The 16,415-nt window shown below is 71.6% G+C and carries 17 protein-coding genes; 7 read left to right on the forward strand and 10 right to left on the reverse strand.

The genetic code is table 11. The features are described from left to right. Positions 1-1,135 (reverse strand): ROK family transcriptional regulator (locus G3I53_RS19940; RefSeq protein WP_164438616.1); only part of this gene is annotated, 1,135 nt, incomplete at its 3' end. An 89-nt stretch (positions 1,136-1,224) separates the two neighbouring features. Between G3I53_RS19940 and G3I53_RS19945 the strand changes: the two genes are divergently transcribed. Together G3I53_RS19945 and G3I53_RS19950 are read left to right on the forward strand one after the other, a co-directional pair. After that, a complete protein-coding gene (locus tag G3I53_RS19945) occupies positions 1,225-2,301 on the forward strand; it encodes a Gfo/Idh/MocA family oxidoreductase (RefSeq protein WP_164332685.1) in 1,077 nt (358 codons plus the stop codon). Then, positions 2,298-2,792 carry a heme-degrading domain-containing protein gene (locus tag G3I53_RS19950; RefSeq protein WP_164332684.1) on the forward strand — a complete coding sequence of 165 codons (495 nt, stop codon included), beginning with the start codon at positions 2,298-2,300 and terminating at the stop codon, positions 2,790-2,792. The genes G3I53_RS19945 and G3I53_RS19950 overlap by 4 nt, the downstream gene beginning before the upstream one ends. Positions 2,793-2,867: 75 nt before the next feature. On the opposite strand, the gene G3I53_RS19955 is transcribed toward G3I53_RS19950, so the two are convergent. Further along, positions 2,868-3,590: a trypsin-like serine protease gene (locus G3I53_RS19955; RefSeq protein WP_164332683.1), complete on the reverse strand. Its 723-nt coding sequence runs from the start codon at positions 3,588-3,590 to the stop codon at positions 2,868-2,870. A 272-nt stretch (positions 3,591-3,862) separates the two neighbouring features. On the opposite strand from G3I53_RS19955, the gene G3I53_RS19960 reads away from it, so the two are divergent. Then, entirely contained in the window at positions 3,863-4,354 is a 492-nt protein-coding gene (locus G3I53_RS19960) for a hypothetical protein (protein WP_164332682.1), read from the forward strand. 135 nt (positions 4,355-4,489) lie between these two features. On the opposite strand, the gene G3I53_RS19965 is transcribed toward G3I53_RS19960, so the two are convergent. From G3I53_RS19965 to G3I53_RS19975, 3 genes are all read right to left on the reverse strand, one after another. Then, on the reverse strand, positions 4,490-5,347 hold the full coding sequence (locus G3I53_RS19965; RefSeq protein WP_164332681.1) for a fumarylacetoacetate hydrolase family protein: 858 nt from the start codon (positions 5,345-5,347) through the stop codon (positions 4,490-4,492). Positions 5,348-5,519: 172 nt separating this feature from the next. Further along, complete coding sequence (gene yidC, locus G3I53_RS19970) at positions 5,520-6,239, reverse strand: membrane protein insertase YidC (protein WP_164332680.1); 720 nt, start codon at positions 6,237-6,239, stop codon at positions 5,520-5,522. A gap of 193 nt (positions 6,240-6,432) precedes the next feature. Further along, positions 6,433-6,759: a DUF6412 domain-containing protein gene (locus G3I53_RS19975; RefSeq protein ID WP_343240651.1), complete on the reverse strand. Its 327-nt coding sequence runs from the start codon at positions 6,757-6,759 to the stop codon at positions 6,433-6,435. A gap of 207 nt (positions 6,760-6,966) precedes the next feature. On the opposite strand from G3I53_RS19975, the gene G3I53_RS19980 reads away from it, so the two are divergent. Continuing rightward, positions 6,967-7,983 carry an SEC-C metal-binding domain-containing protein gene (locus G3I53_RS19980; protein WP_164332678.1) on the forward strand — a complete coding sequence of 339 codons (1,017 nt, stop codon included), beginning with the start codon at positions 6,967-6,969 and terminating at the stop codon, positions 7,981-7,983. A 104-nt stretch (positions 7,984-8,087) separates the two neighbouring features. Here G3I53_RS19980 and G3I53_RS19985 read toward each other — a convergent pair whose 3' ends face one another. Beyond that, positions 8,088-8,456 carry a DUF1801 domain-containing protein gene (locus G3I53_RS19985; protein ID WP_164336791.1) on the reverse strand — a complete coding sequence of 123 codons (369 nt, stop codon included), beginning with the start codon at positions 8,454-8,456 and terminating at the stop codon, positions 8,088-8,090. Positions 8,457-8,579: 123 nt separating this feature from the next. Here G3I53_RS19985 and G3I53_RS19990 point away from each other — a divergent pair, with 123 nt between their 5' ends. From G3I53_RS19990 to G3I53_RS20000, 3 genes are read left to right on the forward strand one after another with little or no spacing between them, the layout of a single operon-like run. Continuing rightward, the gene (locus tag G3I53_RS19990) at positions 8,580-8,990 is read left to right on the forward strand and encodes a very short patch repair endonuclease (protein WP_164336809.1); all 411 of its coding nucleotides are present in this window, start codon (positions 8,580-8,582) and stop codon (positions 8,988-8,990) included. Beyond that, positions 8,978-9,973 (forward strand): DNA cytosine methyltransferase, encoded by a 996-nt coding sequence (locus G3I53_RS19995; RefSeq protein ID WP_164336792.1) that lies wholly within the window; start codon positions 8,978-8,980, stop codon positions 9,971-9,973. The genes G3I53_RS19990 and G3I53_RS19995 overlap by 13 nt, the downstream gene beginning before the upstream one ends. A gap of 11 nt (positions 9,974-9,984) precedes the next feature. Beyond that, a complete protein-coding gene (locus tag G3I53_RS20000; protein WP_164336793.1) occupies positions 9,985-11,295 on the forward strand; it encodes a DNA cytosine methyltransferase in 1,311 nt (436 codons plus the stop codon). 15 nt (positions 11,296-11,310) lie between these two features. On the opposite strand, the gene G3I53_RS20005 is transcribed toward G3I53_RS20000, so the two are convergent. From G3I53_RS20005 to G3I53_RS33380, 4 genes are all read right to left on the reverse strand, one after another. Further along, positions 11,311-12,174, reverse strand: coding sequence for a DUF6339 family protein (locus G3I53_RS20005; RefSeq protein ID WP_164336794.1), 864 nt, complete (start codon positions 12,172-12,174; stop codon positions 11,311-11,313). Further along, entirely contained in the window at positions 12,171-13,166 is a 996-nt protein-coding gene (locus G3I53_RS20010; protein ID WP_164336795.1) for a hypothetical protein, read from the reverse strand. The genes G3I53_RS20005 and G3I53_RS20010 overlap by 4 nt, the downstream gene beginning before the upstream one ends. Beyond that, positions 13,163-15,313: a helix-turn-helix transcriptional regulator gene (locus tag G3I53_RS20015; RefSeq protein WP_164336796.1), complete on the reverse strand. Its 2,151-nt coding sequence runs from the start codon at positions 15,311-15,313 to the stop codon at positions 13,163-13,165. Before G3I53_RS20015 ends, G3I53_RS20010 begins: the two co-directional genes overlap by 4 nt. Positions 15,314-16,177: 864 nt before the next feature. After that, complete coding sequence (locus G3I53_RS33380; protein ID WP_203592241.1) at positions 16,178-16,372, reverse strand: hypothetical protein; 195 nt, start codon at positions 16,370-16,372, stop codon at positions 16,178-16,180. Positions 16,373-16,415: the final 43 nt, after the last annotated feature.

The raw sequence follows: 16,415 nt of genomic DNA on the forward strand, positions 1-16,415 counted from the left end.
CCGGGGTCCAGGCCGCCCCTCGCCCGCCGCCGCCGGAGGCGATGCGTACGGTCACGGGCGGGTCCCCCGTGCGCTGGGCGCGGGCGTCCAGGACGGCGCGGACCCCGCGGACGAAGACGTCCGGGGCGGTCGCGACCGTCCGCCCGCCGAGCAGGACGCGGTCGATGTCCAGCAGTCCGACGAGGTTCGCGGCGCCGGTGCCGAGCACGCGGGCCGCCTCCTGAGTGTCGCCCCGGGCCACCGCGTCCAGGCAGAGCGCCTCGATGCAGCCGCGGTCGCCGCAGGGGCAGCGGGGCCCGTCGAGCTGCACGACCTGGTGCCCGAACTCGCCCGCGCCGGTCCGCGGCCCCCGGTGCACGCTCCCGCCGATCACCAGCCCGGCCCCGAGTCCCGTGCCGAGGTGCAGGTAGGCGAAGGAGCCGCCCTCCCCGCCGCCCTCGCCGCCGACGGCCAGCCCGAGGGCCGCCGCGTTGGTGTCCTTGTCGACGACGACCGGCGCTCCCAGCCGCTCCGTCAGCGCGTCCCGCAGCGGGAAGCCGTCCCACTCGGGGAAGCCCGTGACCCGGTGCAGCACGCCGCGTGCGTGGTCGAGCGGCCCGGGCAGTGCCACGCCGACGCCGAGCAGGCCCCGGACCGCCCCGTCCGCCGCCCCCGTACGACCCGCCGCCCCCGGCACGCCCGGCACGCCCAGCGCACCGACGACCTCGGCGACCCGGGTCAGCACCGCCTCCGCGCCCGCGCCCAGGTCCAGCGGGGTGTGCCGCTCGGCCACCACCGTGCCGTCCAGGTCGGCCAGTACGGCCCGCAGTCCGTCCCGGTCGAGGTGCACGCCGACCGCGTGCCCGGCCTCCGGGACCAGGCGCAGCACGGTGCGCGGCTTGCCGCCGGTGGAGGCCCTGCGCCCCGCCTCCACCGCCAGGCCGTCCTCCCTCAGGCGGGCGGTGATCTTGCTGACGGCCTGCGGGGTGAGTCCGGTGCGCTCGGCGAGTTCGAGCCGGCTGATGCCGTCGGGGCCCGCGGTCCGCAGCAGGTCCAGCACCAGCGCGGAGTTGTGGCTGCGCAGAGCCAGGAGGTTGACGCCCCCGGCGCCGCGCGCCGTGCCGTCGGCCGCTCCCCCGCCGGTGACCTGTCGCAGGCCCGGTGCCGGTCCGCCGTTCGTCCTGTTCACCGGCCCATTGTCTCCCGTGCTTGCACTTTGGCAACAGCGTTGCGAAAGTAGGGGGCATGACTGGCAACCCCCTCCGCGTCGGCCTCGTGGGCTACGGCCTCGCGGGCTCCGTGTTCCACGCCCCGCTGATCGATGCCACCGAGGGCCTCGTGCTCGACACGGTGGTCACCTCCCACCCCGAGCGGCAGCAGCAGGCCCGCGACGCCTACCCGGACGTCCGGGTCGCCGCGAGCGCCGACGAGCTGTTCGACCGCGCCGCCGAGCTGGACCTGGTCGTCGTGGCGTCGCCGAACCGGACGCACGTCCCGCTCGCCACCACCGCCCTGAAGGCCGGTCTGCCGGTCGTCGTCGACAAGCCCCTGGCCGGGACGGCGGCCGAGGCGCGGGAGCTGGCGGCGCTCGCCGAGGAACGCGGCCTGCTGCTCTCCGTCTTCCAGAACCGCCGCTGGGACAACGACTTCCTCACGCTGAAGAAGCTGGTCGCCGACGGCGAGCTGGGTGACGTGTACCGCTTCGAGTCCCGCTTCGAGCGCTGGCGTCCGCAGCTCAAGGGCGGCTGGCGGGAGTCGGGCGACCCGGCGGAGATCGGCGGCCTGCTCTACGACCTCGGCAGCCATGTCGTCGACCAGGCGCTGGTGCTGTTCGGCCCGGTCACGTCCGTCTACGCCGAGTCAGACGTCCGCCGGGAGGGCGCGCTGGCCGACGACGACACGTTCATCGCGCTGACGCACGCGAGCGGGGTCCGCTCCCACCTCCACGTCTCCGCGACGACCGCCCAGCTCGGCCCGCGCTTCCGCGTCCTCGGCTCGAAGGCGGGCTACGTCAAGCACGGCCTCGACCCCCAGGAGGCGGCCCTGCGGGACGGGCTGCGGCCGGGCCCGGACGCGGCCGGCTGGGGCACGGAGCCGGAGGAGCTGTGGGGCCGTGTCGGCGCCGGCGAGTCCCCGGTGACCGGGGGCGGACGCGCCGTTCAGACCCTGCCCGGCGACTACCCCGCCTACTACACGGCGGTGGCGCGGGCCCTGCGGGACGGCGGCCCCAACCCGGTGACCGCCCAGGAGGCGGCCGACGCCCTCGACGTCCTGGAGGCGGCCCGCCGCTCCGCCGCCGAGAAGGTGACGGTGACCCTGTGACGACGACCGACACGACACCAACCGGCACGACGCCGACCGTGGAGGAACTGGAGGCGCAGGAACGGCGCCTGGTCTTCCGCCGGTTCACCCACGAGGACGCCTGGGAGCTCGGCTCGCTCCTGGTGCGGAGGGCCCGGGAACGGCACGCGCCGGTCGCCATCGACATCCACCGCGGCGGGCAGCAGCTGTTCCACGCCGCCCTGCCCGGCTCCACCCCGGACAACGACGCCTGGATCGCCCGCAAGCGCCGCGTGGTCGAACGCTACGGCTCCGCCTCCTACTTGGTGGGCGCCCGCCATCGCGCCAAGGGCACGACGTTCGAGGAGTCGTCCCGCCTGGACCCCGACACGTATGCGGCACACGGCGGTTCGTTCCCGATCACCGTCGTCGACGTGGGCGTGATAGGCGCGGTCACGGTGTCGGGGCTGCCCCAACTCCAGGACCACCGCATGGTGGTGGAAGCACTGGAGCGTTTCCTGGCCGCCTGCTGAGCCGAGCCGCCGCACCGACGGGCCCTCACCGCCGCACTGCGCGCGGTGAGGGACCGTCGTCGTACGCGGTGGACCTCAGACGCCCGCGACCGACTGGATCCAGGAGCGGTACGCCGTCACGTTCGTGTACGCCGTGGTCGTCTGCCGGTCACTGGTGGAGGCGACGCCCACCTGGACGCCGTTCGCCATCATCGGGCCGCCGGAGTCCCCGCCCGCGGTGATGCCGTCGCCGCGGCGGGCGCAGATCGCGGAGCCGCCGTAGGCGTCGGAGCAGCCGCCGGTGACGGTCACGTTGGCGACCTTCAGGTACCGGGACTGGCAGTTGGCCTCGGAGCCGCACCGGGAGGTGGCGCCCCAGCCGTACACCTGGACGTTCTGGCCGACCCGGACGGTGCCCGGCTGGCCGAGGCGCGCGTACGTGGCGGACACGGAGCGGTCGAGGCGGACGAGCGCGAGGTCCGAGCCGTGGGTGTAGGTCTGGACGCCGTTGGCGACGGTGCCGCCGCTGTGCTGGTCCAGGCTGCCGATGCGGAAGGACAGCCCGCCGCCGGTGACGCAGTGCTTGGCGGTGAGGATCCAGGTCGGCGCGATGATCGTGGCCGAGCAGGTCTCCCTGCCGTTGGAGAACAGGCGCGCGGCCCAGGGACCGCTGGAGGCGTGACCGCCGCCGATGATGGGCTGCGGCGCCTTGGTGACCGGCGGCGCCGGGGCCTCGGCCGCGGCGGCGGTCGGGCTGAGGAGTGCGAGGACGGTGACCGCGGCGGCGGCGAGCGCGGGAACGAGCCGGGATATGCGCAAGGGTTCCTCGATTCGACGTGCACGCAGGGGGACGCGTGCGCACTGTGGGGGACGCGGCCCGGCGAGGAACACCGGACCGCACCCCACCCGAACTCCGGCCCGTGACACAGGAGTTCGATGCGGGGTACGGCACAGGTTCCCGGATATTCGTCGAACGGGGTACTAACGCTTGGTGATAACACGGCGCTATACCCGGCCGGGGCGTGAACCCCGGGGGCCCCGGCAGGAGATCATCTGAGGCGAACCGTTTCCGGCGAAGGAGAGGAGAGCCGGTGTCCCGACGACGCGTTCCGGCGGCTGCCGCCGTGCTGGCTCTGCTGACGTGTCTGCCGGGCTGCTCGTCCGCCGCCGACGGCGTCGAGGGCTGTCTGGGGCGGCAGGCGGTCGGCGCCACCTCCGGGCAACTCGCCGGGACCTACGGCGGTGAGGGCGACGCGGAAGGTGCGGTGCTGACCGTGAAGGCGTCCGGGAGCCGGCCGGCCGGCGGCACGGTCACCGTGCGGGGCTGGCCGACGGGCGACTGGTACGACGGCGAGCTGGGCGGGACGTTCGACGGGTCCGGCACGTGGGCCGTGGTGCAGGGCGGCACCACGGCCACCGAGTTCGCGCGCCTGTCCCTCTCGTTCACCGCGCCGCGGCGCTTCCTGGACGGAGACACCCTCGACTCCCTGTCGATCGCCGAGGGCGACGGACACCTGTACGTCTACGCGGACGACGACCCGGACGTCTGCCCGGCCTTCCGGCTGCGGCTCCGGACCGGCTGAGCCTGCCCCGACCGCGCGGGCGGGCGGGCGGCAAGGGGGCGGGCGGCACGGGACAGGCGGTGAGGGCGCCGGGCCGCTGCGCCCTCGCCGCCCGCCCGCCGGGGGCTCCCCGCCGGGGGTCGCCGCCGTGCCGGGTCAGGCGGAGCGCAGCTCCTGCCGTTGCCGTCCCAGGCCGTCGATCTCCAGCTCCACCACGTCCCCGGCGCGCAGATACGGTTTCGGCTCGGGACGGCCCATGGCGACGCCGGCCGGTGTGCCGGTGCTGATCACGTCGCCGGGGCGGAGCACCATGAAGTGGCTGACGTAGCGGACGACTTCGCCCACCGGGAAGATCTGCTCGGCGGTCGTGCCGTCCTGCCGCAGCGTGCCGTTGACCCACAGCCGCAGCCGCAGGTCCTGCGGGTCGGCCACCTCGTCGGCGGTCACCAGCCAGGGACCGAGCGGGTTGAACGTCTCGCAGTTCTTCCCCTTGTCCCAGGTGCCGCCGCGCTCGGTCTGGAACTCCCGCTCGGACACGTCGTGCGACACCGCGTACCCGGCGACGTGGGCGAGCCCGTCCTCCGCCGACTCCAGGTAGCGCGCCTCACGGCCGATGACGACCGCGAGTTCGACCTCCCAGTCCGTCTTGCGCGACCCGCGGGGCACCAGGACCGGGTCGTCCGGCCCGACGACCGTGTCCGGCGCCTTCAGGAAGACGACGGGTTCCGCGGGCGGCTCGGCCCCCGTCTCCCGCGCGTGGTCGTGGTAGTTGAGCCCGATGCAGACGATCTTGCCGATCCGGGCCAGCGGCGGGCCGGTCCGCAGCCCCGCCCCGTCCAGCACCGGCAGGTCACCGGTGGCGGCGGCCGTCCGGATCCGGGCGAGCGCCTCCGGGTCGGAGAGCAGCGTCCCGTCGATGTCGGTGACGAGGCCCGACAGGTCGCGCAGAGTACCGCCGTCGTCGAGCAGCGCGGGCCGCTCCCGTCCCGCCGTACCGACTCGCAGCAGCTTCATGGTCACGTCTCCCTCGATCGTGAGCCCGGCGGACGGGCTCGATCGTGAGCCCGCCCGACGGGAGCGACCGGTGCGGCGGGACGCGCCCCCTCGGCGGACCCGGACGATCCTCCAAGGTGCGCGTCCACGCGACAAGGCCCCGTTCACCTACTGGACCGCGTGGCGCGGGGCGTCACCGGTACAGGACGGCCCGCTCCGCCACGGTCCACGTCGTGCTCGTCACCACGTACAGCGCGGCGGCCAGCGGCACGACCGCCACGGTGACCAGCGTGAAGAAGGACGTGAAGGGCAGGAACCGGGTGACCGCCGCCACCCCCGGCACCGGCTCCGCCGCACCGCCGCCCGCGACCGGCGCCGGGTGGGCCGCCATCGACCGCCGGGTCAGCCGGTAGCCGAACGCGGCGACGACCGCCACGACGGCGAACAGCCCGACGTACACGAGCCCGGCCGCCCCGAACACCCCGCCGTCGCCCAGCGCATCGGTCCAGCGCCCGCCGAGCGGCGCCGCGAACAGTTCGTGCCCGAGCAGCGCGTTGGCCCGCCCGCCGACGGTCTCGCTGGAGAACAGCTGGTAGAGCAGGAAGAACGCCGGGAGCTGGAACAGGCTGGGCAGGCACCCCGACAGCGGGGACACCTTCTCCTCCGTGTGCAGCCGCAGCACGGACCGCTGAAGCCGTTCCGGATCACGGTGGTGCCGGGCGCGCAGCTCGGCGATGCGCGGCTGGAGCGCGGCCCGCGCCTTCTGGCCGCGTGCGGCGGCCCGGGAGAGGGGGTGGACGAGGAGACGGACGAGCGCGGTGAACAGGACGATCGCGGTGGCGGCCGAGGCGGCGCCGAACAGCGGCTGGAGCAGGTCGGCCAGGTGCTCGACCAGGCTGGCGAAGACGGACATGGGTGAGCCCTCCGGGGGTCTCGTCGTGCCGGACGGCGTCCCGGGCCGCAGGGGCGGGACACCGAGGGAGGAAGGACGGCATGACGACACGACCCCGCACAGGGCCGGCCGGAGAGACGCACACCGAACGCGCGCCGCGGAACACGAACGCGGAACACGGAACGCGGAAGAACGTGAAGGTCGCCGGAAGGCCCTACGCGGCGGCGGTCGCCGGGAGGGCGGCTCCGGGAGCCCGTGGCCGGGTGCGGCCCCTGGCGTCGGGGTCGCGCTGCGGCAGGAAGGCGGTACGCAGGTCCCGGTCCCGCATCGCCGTACGCACCCGCGTGGGCGGCAGGACGGGCACGCAGCGCGCGGACACCAGCGCGCAGACGGTGAGCGCCGCCCCGGCCGCGGTGGTCGCGGCGAGCGCGACACCGGCGGACAGCCCGCCGACGGCGTCGGGCGCGACGAGGAACAGCGCGAAGGGCACGAGGACGAGGAGGACGGCGAGGAGACGGCCCCCGGCGGGGCGCGGCCGCACAGTCCGACGCGAGATCACCGCCGTCACCACCCCCCTGGTTCGTCACCGGTCACGGACCGGTCCCGTGCCGCCTGGATCCGTCGCACAGGCTGGTCTCGTTATACAGGACGGGGTGCGGACGGGCGCAGGGCCCGGTGAACGCGGTGGGACGTCCAGGGGCCGACCGCTCCCTCACGTCCGTCACCCGTCGGCAGTACGGTGTCCCCCATGCGCCCCGACACGCCCGCCGAAAACGTCGACCACATCGCGGAAGCGGCCCGCTGGGAACGGACCGCCGATCAGTACCCCGAGGACGCCGAAGCCCTGTTGCTGCGGGCCGCGGCCCACCGGGAACTGTCCGGCGACCGCCCCGCCGCCTCCGCCCTCTACGACCGCCTCCTCTCCTCCGGCACCCCGCTGGAGAGCCCCCACCTGGTCCGCGCCCTCAAGGCGTCCAACCTCTGGGAGTACGGCCACGAGGCCGAGGCCCGCGCCATCATCGACGGCATCCGCACGGCGTCCCCACACGACCCGGCGGCCTGGGTGATCATCGCGGAGTCCCTGGAGGCGCACGACGAGCTGGAGGCGGCGCAGGAGACGTTCACCGAGGCCGTGCGCCGGTTCCTGCCCGCCGCGACGGAGCCGTCCCGGGCCATGCGCCCCCTCCTCTTCGGGCGCCACCGCGTCCGCCGGATGCTGGGCGTCCCGCACGACGAGTGGGACGCCGTCGCCGACTCGGTGCACTCCCTGCCCATCACCCTGGACGAGCTGCACGACCCCAAGCGCGTGTGGTCCCTCGGCTCGGAGAACCCGGCGGAGCTGGAGGCCGAGCTCACGCGCCTGCGCGCGGAACTGGGCGCCTACCGCGAGGCCCTGTCCCGCCCCTTCCCGGTGGCCGTCCTGCACTGGCCCGCCGGCGAACTGGCCGAACTGCTCGCCGCCTATCCGGCGCTGTCCTCCGAGTACCCCTCGCCGGAGCGCCACCTGGCGACCATAGAGGCGGCCCTGCGCGAACTGGCCGCCTCCGGCACCGCCAACCTGGGCATCGTCACCGGCACCGTCCCCTCCTACGAGGCCTTCGCCGCCTCGGAGGGCACGTCCCCCGACGACGCCACCCTCCTCCCCCAGTACGCGACCACCCTCGCGGCCCGCGGCCGGGCCGTGGCGTGGCCGCCGGAGCGGGGGGCGGGGTGCTGGTGCGGTTCGGGCCGGACGTACGGGGAGTGCCACGCGACCGCCGCCTGACGGCCCGAGCGGGCCGCGCCCCGTCCCGCCGGACCACCACGGCAGCCGGGGCGCCCCGCAACCGCCCATGCCCCGCGCACGCCCCGCGCACGCACCCGCCCCTGTCAGCGGGGCGCCCCCGGCTCCGCGGCCGTCGCCCTCAGCAGATCCCGCACCAGCTCGAGATCGACGTCCCCGGCCTTACGGAACCGCAGACACCCCTTGCCCATGTCGTGGCCCGCCAGACGCTCCTCGAACGCCTCCCGGACATCACCGCGCATGAGATAGAAGGAGATGTACTGCTTCTGACTCGCGAACGCGATCTCCGCGGCACCGCCGCCCCGCACATAGGCAGGCATCCCGTACGCCATGACCTCGTCGAACCCCGTGAGTTCGGCCCGGCACAGCTCGCGCAGCCGCGTCAGGACGCCTCGGCGGTCTTCGGGGACCTCGGTGAGGTAGCTGTCGACGTCTGTCGCGTTGCTTTGCACCATGGGGGGAGCTTATGCGGGCGGGGGTATCGCGTCTCGATCCCGACGTCCCGCGGTTCCTTCCGACGCCGGCAGAATGCTGGTGTGCCCAGTGTCGTCCCGTCCTCCCCCGGCGTCTCCGCCCGCATGAGCAGGCAGGCGAGCAAGGACACGGGAGCCGAACTGGCTGTGCGACGGCTGCTGCACGCGGCCGGACTGCGATACCGCGTCGAATACCCAGTGCCCGGAATGGCGCGACGACGCATCGACGTGGCTTTCACCCGCGCCAAAGTGGCCGTTCTGATCGACGGCTGTTTCTGGCACGGCTGCCCGGAGCACGCCACCCACCCGAAGTCCAACGCGGACTGGTGGCGCACGAAGCTGGACCGGAACATGGCTCGGGATCGGGAGACCACCGAGCATCTGACCGCGACGGGGTGGACGGTTCTGCGATTCTGGGAGCACGAGGATCCGGTGAGCGTGGCCGCCCGGGTGGGAGCGGTTGTGCAGCGGCGCCTGGCGGAGCGGGCGGGAAAGCAGGAGGCGTGGGGGGACTGACCTTCGTGGACGTGTGCTCGGGGGCGGGCGGACTCGCCCTCGGCCTGGAGCAAGCCGGATTCGAACCGCGGCTGCTCCTGGACGACGACGCTGACGCCGTCGCGACCCTGCGGGCCAACCGGCCGCACTGGAACGTGCTCGAAGCCGACCTGCTGGACTTCGACCCGTCCGAACACCCCGAGAGCTACGACGTGGATCTCCTGGCGGCGGGGTTGCCGCGGGTGAAGTCGAGCGCGACCACCCAACGGGCCGAATCAGGTTCGGAGGAGCGCCTGTTGGAGGCGGCGGTCTATCTGACCCACGCCATCAGGCCGCGAGCGGTGATCATCGAGAACGTTCCCGATCTCGCCCACTCGGACAGGTATCAGCGCTTCCGCGACTTCGCGCGCGCCGAACTGGCCCACTTGGGTTATGAGTTCAGCTGGTTCGTCATCAACGCCGTCGACTTCGGAGTGCCGCAGAACCGTAAGCAGGGTGTGTTGGTGGCCGTCGATCGGCGTTGGGCCGAGGCATTCCGTCCACCGACGCCCACGGTGCGGCAACCCACGACGGTCGGTGCCGCCCTGGGGCCGTCCATGGCGGCACGCGGTTGGCCGGACGCAGCCCGATGGGCGGCCCATGCCGATCAGCCGGCTCCCACCCTCGTCGGAGGTTCGAAGAACCGAGGGGGCGCCGATCTCGGGCCGACCGGAGCCAAACGGAAGTGGGCGACCATGGGCGTCAACGCACACACGGTGGGCAACGAGGTACCTGGACCCGACTTCGTCTGGGATCCCGCCCTCGGCAGGGACAACATGGTGAAGATCACAATCGAGCAAGCGGCGCTGCTTCAGAGCTTCCCCGGATCGTGGCAGGTCACCGGCCTGAAGACCGCCCGCTACCGCCAGATCGGGCATGCCACACCGCCCGCCGTCGGCCGAGTTCTGGGTCGAGCCGTCGCCGAGGCCCTGGACGGGGAGCCGGCGATTCCCGCCGCCGGCTAGACTTCCGCCACATGACCAGCACGCCGCCCCACCGATCCATCCTCGACAAGCCCTTTGTCCTGGACCTCTTCGCGGGGCCCGGCGGGTTGGACGTCGCCGGTCACAAGCTGGGTCTCCCGAGTCTGGGGATCGAGTGGGACAGGAGCGCATGCCTGACGCGCTACGCGGCCGGCCTGGACACCCTCCACGCCGACGTGAGCGCGGTTCGCAGGGAATCCTTCGAGTCGCTGCCGCCGGAGATCAACGTGCTCGCCGGTGGACCGCCGTGCCAGACGTACTCGGTGGCGGGACGGGGCGCCGGACGCAAGGCGCTCGAGGAGGTCAAGGGTTACATCAAGCGACTCATGGCAGGCGATCCCGACACGGCGATCGACAAGGAGTTGAGGAAGCTCAGCGACCCGCGCACCGCGTTGGTCCTCGAACCCCTCCGCTACGCGATCCAGGCCACCAGGAGCCCGAACCGCGGGCACCGGCCGTACGACGTCATCGTTCTGGAGCAGGTCCCCTCCGTGGTGGCGCTCTGGGAGGGATACGCCGAGGTTCTGCAAGAGGTCGGTCTCCCCGACGGCACCAAGTACCAGGTCGCCGTCGACGTCCTGAAGACCGAGAGCTACGGGGTACCACAGACCCGGTCCCGCGCCGTGCTGATCGCCCGCCGCGAGGCACTCGGCAAGCCCTCGCTGCCCGCACCCACCCACCGCGCCTACGAGGCGAAGGGGTGGAACCGCAGGAACGGTGGCATCGCAACAGCGACGACTCAGCCGACCCTCTATGACGTTGACGTCCCCGAACCACGACCGCGCCCTACGGAGGACGACGGTCTGGACCACTGGACGTCGATGGGTGACGCCCTCGCCGAGCCGGTCGGCACGCACCCCGGGCGCAGGACGCCCTTCTTGATCCGGTCGAACTACGGCAGTTCCGGAAACCCGGGACGACGCGGAGTACGGACCGATCTGCAACCCGCCACCACCGTCACCGGCCGCATCTCGCGCTTCGTGGTCTTCGAACCCGTCGGCGACCACCACCTCGACGTCCTCCGAGAGGGCCCGAGGTTCAGCATGAACGAGGCGGGAATGCTGCAGAGCTTCCCACCGGACTACCCATGGTCCGGCAACGCTCAGGCCCAGCAGGTGGGGAACGCCGTACCGCCCCTCTTCGGGGCACATCTCCTGAGCGCCGCTCTCGGACTTCCCGCTCCGGCTCCCGAGACGATGCGTGAGCCGTGGGTGCCTGCCACGGAGGAGCAGCGGGCCAAGCTACGGAGCCACGGCTGCGGGGCAGCGGACGACTGCACCGCCCGCTGCCCGCGTCCCGAGTAGCTCGGCACCGTCGTATCAGTCCCCGTTCTTCCGTCCCCTGACCGGAGCGGTCTCGAACAGCTCGGTGAAGTAGTCGGTCAGCGCTGCCACGGACTCCTCCGGGACCGGGTCCTCGTCGGGCCCCTCCGGGAGGACATGGCGCGAGACAGGTGGGGCCGTCTGCGCCTCCTGGATCCAGTCCCGCAAACGGTCAGGGTCCCTGGGCTCGTCCGGCGCCAGAACGTCGTAGTTCACGGTCGCGCCGGCCGCGTTGACGGCAACGCTCAGCCCGTTGATCTCGCGCCCGGTGGTGACCTTCCCGTCCTGCAGGAGACGGACCAGCGCCTGGGCCGTGGGGCGGTGGTCGATCAGATCCCTGCGGAGCACGGTGTGGATGAGGTCCTGATTGCCGCAGGCGACCTCGACCGGCCGGTAGTCCGGCCCGTTCCGAAAGAGTTCGGCCGCCCACCACAGACGGGAGAAGCACTGCCGGTCCGCAGGACCTTGGAAGCGCTCCGCGGCCACACGTCGAGACGGTTCCGTCAGGTGCCGCCACACGACATAGTCAGGGGCGACAGCAAGCGCCAAATGGTTCCACAGTCGCTTGTCCGCCGCTTCCTGCCGTGTCAGACGCAGCGTGGCGTGGAGCCGGGGCGCGAGCCAGGCATCAGCTCGGGTGCGTTCCTTGTCGAAGGCGAACATGGCGTCGTCCACCAGACTACGGATCGGCTCGACGGACCATCTGGCGTCGTCCTCGGGAAGAGGTTCGACAACCTTGGTGAGGTCGATGCCGCTGTGGACCTCCTCCCCTCTGAGCAGGCCCTCGGTGAGGAAAGCGTCCGCAGCCGAGCCGGAGAGCAGCGCCAAGCGCTCCGGTACGTGGTGGGGCTGGGTGATCACGTCTCGCTCTCCCTGTTCGTCCGTTCCAGACTGCGGATCATGTAGCCCACCGCCTTGGCGGCCTCGGCACGCCTGACCGCCGCATAGTGGATGCGCGTCTGCAGTTCGCCCCAACCCGAGTCGCCGGTACGTCGGCGGTGCACCTGACGCAGGGCCTCCTCGACGTGCACGCCGGGGACGACGTCCGGGAGCATCTCCCTCAGTACCTCGCCCTGCCAGTCGCTCGGGAAGACCGGACCGCCGCCCGGTTCCACCTCCAGGTCACCGATGGCACCGTGGAAGACCGCCGTCCACACGTCCGTGGCCATCTGGGCGACGAGGAGGTCACGCACCTTGCTGTCCACACCGGAGCCGTTGCTGTCCAGCAACCCGACGATCCCGTCGATGTCGGTGTTGACGAACACGGTGGGAACCCGTGCCGTGGTGTCCACGAGCCAGGGCGCGTCGGCATAGGCGCGCAACCATTCCCTGGAGCTTTTGCTGAACGATGCCTTCCGGACGTCCAGTCGCAGACCTCTGACCGGCTCGTCGGACACGGTGTCCACGACCCAGCTCCGGTCGGTCTCGGTGATCGACCGTCCTCGCACTCCGTCGACCGTCCCGACGGCGTACGCGCTGAGGGAGGCGCGTCCGAGGTGGTCGTCGCGCAGCACCTCGAGGTAGCCCGACCAGTCGTGGCTGTCCCCCGTGTCGCGTGCGAGGACCGTCGAGGTACGCACGTTGGTCTCACCGTCGGTCAACACCGCGAGAACGCGCAGATCGGACCAGGCAGCGTCCGGAGCATCGGCGCCGGGCGGCAGCGTGGCCGAGAGACCGATCGTCGCGCTGACCCAGTCCGTGTGGCCCGCGACGCCGAGAGCGACGGCCTGCTCCTGAACCGAGTAGGCACTGGTGTCCAGTGGATCACGCGTGCCGTCGGACAGCTTGAGGGAGACCGACGTCACCCTGAGCGTGATCGGGCGGTTGAGCCGCTTGTACGGATAGATTTTCACGCGTCACCCCCCTTGCCGGCGCGCAGTTCGAGGACGAGGCGGGTGAGCGTGGTCCGCACGGGATGGCTGGAGACGTCGGTGGCGCCTCGGAACCTCGCACGGCGCGTACCGGGCGGGAAGCGCAAGGTCCCGCCTTCCACCTCACAACCCTCGACAGCCACGAGTTCCGCCCAGTCGAGTCGCGGCCGCCCGCCGGAGCGGACATCCATCTGAGCGACCGGCACCATCGGCGCGATCTCGTCACCGCGCGGAATGCTCACCTCCGCGGTGATCAGCCACTCCCCCTGATCACCGATCGTCGCCTCGAGCCCGTTCAGCGTCGGCACCACCGGCCCGGAGGGCATCTTGGCCTTGGGCCGGCTCTTGACGGTCAGCGCCTTGCGCAGCGCTTCACCGCCTTCGCCTCTGCCGCGCTTCGGGCGAGCGACGAGTTCCCTGACCGCGCTGTTGACTTCGGTGGTCAGATTGCTGATCCGCCGGTATGCGGAGGGGGACCAGCGCAAGGACAGCTCCTCCGTCTGTCCCCAACGGTCGTGCTCAGGGGGTTCGGCCGCGCGCAGGAACTCCTCGGCTTCCTTCGCGAAGGGGGCCGAATCCCCGGCGGCCGCGCCCACCAGGAGAACGGCCTGGAAGGGATTGGTGCCGAGCGGCAGATTCGGGACCGTGGCCTTCTTCACCGTCATGCGGTTGCCGCGCAGCGAGTGCACCTGATTCTTGGGGGTGTCCTTGTCCCCGGTCGCCTCGGTGACCAGCAGGACAGCCTGGTGGGTGCCGAGCGTCCCGCGGGTCCCTCCGGTCAGCGGCAGTTTCAGTGGGACGTTCCTGATCGCCACCTGCCCGGCCTCCGTGAGCCGGTCCACCGTGGTGCCCTCGTAGTGGGCCCGCAGGGCGCGCGTGCGGGACGGTTGCTCGACGGACGGGTCCACCTTCGTCTCCGCCACGACCTCCTCGCCGTTGCGCAGAGCGCGGACGGAGACCTCGAGCAGCGGGAGCCGACCACCCCCACCGATCATGGCGGCCCAGAAGTCGCGGCCCAGCGCCTCGACCAATCGGCCGTGCATTCTGCCGATGTCGCGTGCGTCCTCGGGGCCCTCCTCGTCGCGGGGCTTCCCGTCCAGGTCGTAGGCGTCGCCTTCGAGACTGGCCACGTCGTGCGCGCCCACGATGAGGAAGGACGTACCGGGTTCGTCGCTGTCCCGGCTCAGATGCAGACGAGCCACGGTCTCCTCGTCCGCCCACCAGGAACGGGCGACCTCGGCGCCAGGTGTGTCGGGGTCGGGGCGCCCCAGCCAGGCGGGACCCGCGTAGGTGCGTCCGTCGACCTCCCGCCAGGGCAGTTCGAGACGACCGATCACCCGTCGCTCGGTGCGCCCCTCGTGCGGCACCGACAAGGTGGAGTTGATGAGCACGAGGCCGAGGGCGCTGGTGGCCCACAGTGTGGCCTTGCCCAGGCCGTACGAACCACCTGCGGCGGGACCGGACTTCAGACTCTCCAGCTGGCGCCGGACGACGGCGGCGAACTTGCCGTCGGCGTAGTCGTCGCCGATGAGCCCGGAAGCGTTGTAGTCGTCGACTCGCAGAAGAACCAGCCGGCCCTTCTCGTACATGTCGCGTACACCGGCGTCGACGACCCGACCGACCTTCTGGTTGCCTGCGAGCTCCGAGACGGCGGAGTAGTGCGGGAAGAGATCGTTCCAGAGGATCGCGTCCCGGAAGGCTTCCAGGTGTTCGCCGGTCAGCTCGTGCAGGGTGTAGCGGACGCGTACGGGACGACCGTTCTCCGTCAACCGCTCGTCGAGACTGTTCTGGCAGGTCTCGCGCGCGAGGACCTGGACGTCGGCGTCGAAGGCGAAGGCCGCGGCATTGCCCAGGTCACGACCACCGTCGGGATAGCCGGGACGGTGGTACCAGGTGACCGGTAGGCCGGCCTGGGTGTCGGTGGTGCGGGTGTGCAGTGTGCCGACGTCCGTACCGAGGGCGTTGGCGATCTCCGTCATGACGGTCGGGCGGGGGGTCGACCGCCCGGCGATCCACGCGGACACGGCGGCCCGGGTCAACCCGAGTTCCTTGGCCAGTTCGGCCTGCGTCTTCCCTGTGAGCTTGAGCTGCCGAGCCAGCCACGGCCCGAACTCCTCGCTTGTCTCCACGCGCCACCTGCTCTTCCTCGGGTCGTACGAGGAAGGCTAATTTGACGATCGCGATCATGTCAACCAAAAGTTGACCGACCGAGAGGCGGCAGCAGACCCAGTCGGTCAGACCGATATCATCCTGTTCATTGCCATTCACGACCATATGTCCGCTTCACGCAAGCGGAATTCCTCAACTCTCTTCTACGGAAACGACGTTGAGGCTTGCCGACACCCCGGAACATCGGTACCTTCGCCATGTTGGAAAAGCCAACTCGCTCGAAAACCGGTTTTGCCCGGGACCGTGCGGCTGGGCCGGAGGTATGTCCTCGTACGCTCGACAAGCGTACGAGGAAACGTTTTTGAAAAGTCCTGGCGGCCAGGTGATCCAGTCGCTAACGTGATCAGCGGGAGGGGATCCCGCAGCAGGACCAATTCGCTTCACGGGGGCGTTGCCCGATTACACCCCTGCGCGAATCACAGGACGTCGATCGGCAGGGGTGGGGACCAGATGAACGAGGACGAGTGTTTTCCCTTACTGCTCTCCCAGCGGGAGCGCAGCGCGCTTGAGCTGGACGCTCCACGGGTGGTGAGCGTGGCCGAGGTCGCGGACCTTTCAGACCGTCATGGCCTCTCCGAGGACGCCTCTTCCGCGGGGTCCCTCGACCTGGACAGGACGGCCCCGGCACCGCTGGACGTGAGTCCTCCCGCCGCCTGACCCGGCGCATTCCGCCCGTGACCTGCACGTCCACGCATCGGAGAGACTCCGAAGGGCCCGTGCGCGTCGAACCATGGGCCGGCTCCCCACCGCCGGCGAGCCGGCCCGTCCCCCAGCTTCTCACCACCTCTGACATCAGGAGTGTCGCAACCGTGCCGTCCTCGCCCTCAGCGGTAATCGAAACTGTTCTCGAGCAGTCGTCCCGTGTTCTGCAGACGTATGCGGTGGATCCTGGCCTTGTGGCCGAACACGCCAATGGCGAGCGTCGTATCACGCAGGGCGGATACGGTGACCGTCAGCTTTTCGAACTCGTCCAGAACGCGGCCGACGAAATCGCGGGAGAACCCGGCGGACGCGTCCATGTGGTCCTCACGGAGACCCACCTGTACTGCGCCAACGAGGGAA

Source organism: Streptomyces sp. SID14436, assembly GCF_010548465.1.
GTDB lineage: Bacteria > Actinomycetota > Actinomycetes > Streptomycetales > Streptomycetaceae > Streptomyces.